The organism is Peribacillus sp. NPDC058002 (genome assembly GCF_042886655.1).
GTDB lineage: Bacteria > Bacillota > Bacilli > Bacillales > DSM-1321 > Peribacillus > Peribacillus aracenensis.
In genome coordinates this window covers 1-1,077 of record NZ_JBHVQU010000540.1, presented here as the reverse complement: position 1 = coordinate 1,077, position 1,077 = coordinate 1, and the positions used below count along the sequence as shown (strand labels likewise).

2 protein-coding genes are annotated in these 1,077 nt (G+C 36.9%); one reads left to right on the top strand and one right to left on the bottom strand.

What is annotated here, in order from left to right; genetic code table 11:
• Window positions 1–567, top strand: a 567-nt coding sequence (locus tag ACFVSH_RS26955; RefSeq protein ID WP_387708905.1) for a GntR family transcriptional regulator, incomplete at its 5' end; no start/stop codon positions are given.
• Window positions 568–885: 318 nt separating this feature from the next.
• Here the strand turns inward: ACFVSH_RS26955 and ACFVSH_RS26950 are convergent.
• Window positions 886–1,077: VOC family protein (locus ACFVSH_RS26950; RefSeq protein WP_483878318.1), on the bottom strand; the 192-nt coding region annotated here is incomplete at its 5' end.

The following is a 1,077-nucleotide window of genomic DNA, read 5'->3' as shown; positions in this document are numbered from 1 at the left end:
GGTATAGGGATAGTCATATCCAATGTGGATATTGAACTTTTACAGCAGGAATTGGAAATCAGGAAAATGCTCGAAAACTATTCGATACAAAAAGCTTGTGAAGGAATTACGGAGGAGGAATTAAAAAAACTGGAATGGGCAACGGATAAACTGCAACAAGCAATTAATAGTAATGACCGAATAGCGGCAAGTCGAGCAAACATTGAATTTCACCGCTTATTTTATTCCTACTCGAGAAATTCCTTTCTCCAAAAAACTACGGATTCGTTATGGCTATCTTTTCGAATTTCCTTTTTATCGGCCCGTAATGAAGATGTTACAATGGTTGATAAATCTTGGTATGAGGAACGGAACAATGAGCACTTACAGCTAATCCATGCCATTCGTGACAAAGATGTAGAAAAAGCAATAAAGGTCAACACGATCCATATCCAAAAAAACTATGATTATTATCTTGATTACATAAAACATGTATCACAATCAAATTACCAAGTTTATTTTTCCGGATATCTCCATTTCTCTTTGCCCCCCGATCGTACAATTTTTTATAACCTTTGGCTCCTTTGAAAAAAGAACACCCACACCTGCATACATGTATACACCTTAGCTTAAAAAATTTCCAAGCCAATAACCACTTTTAATAACGTTAATATTCTGAATTATTCGTCATATTTTTCCACTATTATGCCAACCGTACAAGGCCATGGTTGAAGTCCCCTTCCTGCCCATTGCCTTGTATATGCTTTTACTGTTTCACTAGTACAGTAAGTTAATCAGCTGAATAGGAGGGAAAATGGCTAGGTTTTCGATTTAATGACCACTGGAGTTCGTTATTTCTTGACAAGTGCTCTGCTGAAACCTTTTGATTGATCCATCGTTACATGTTTACTCATCAAAACGTTCTAACAATTCAATAATGACTTTATAGGCCGATGTGGTATCCATATAGGCATATCGGCCTTTTCCGTTAAAAAAGTTACCTGTCTGTATGACCGGATAGCCCATTTCCTCTAACATCTTCATCTTATCCTCCATGTCTTTAACGACAAAAGAGATATGGTGAACACCCTCACCATA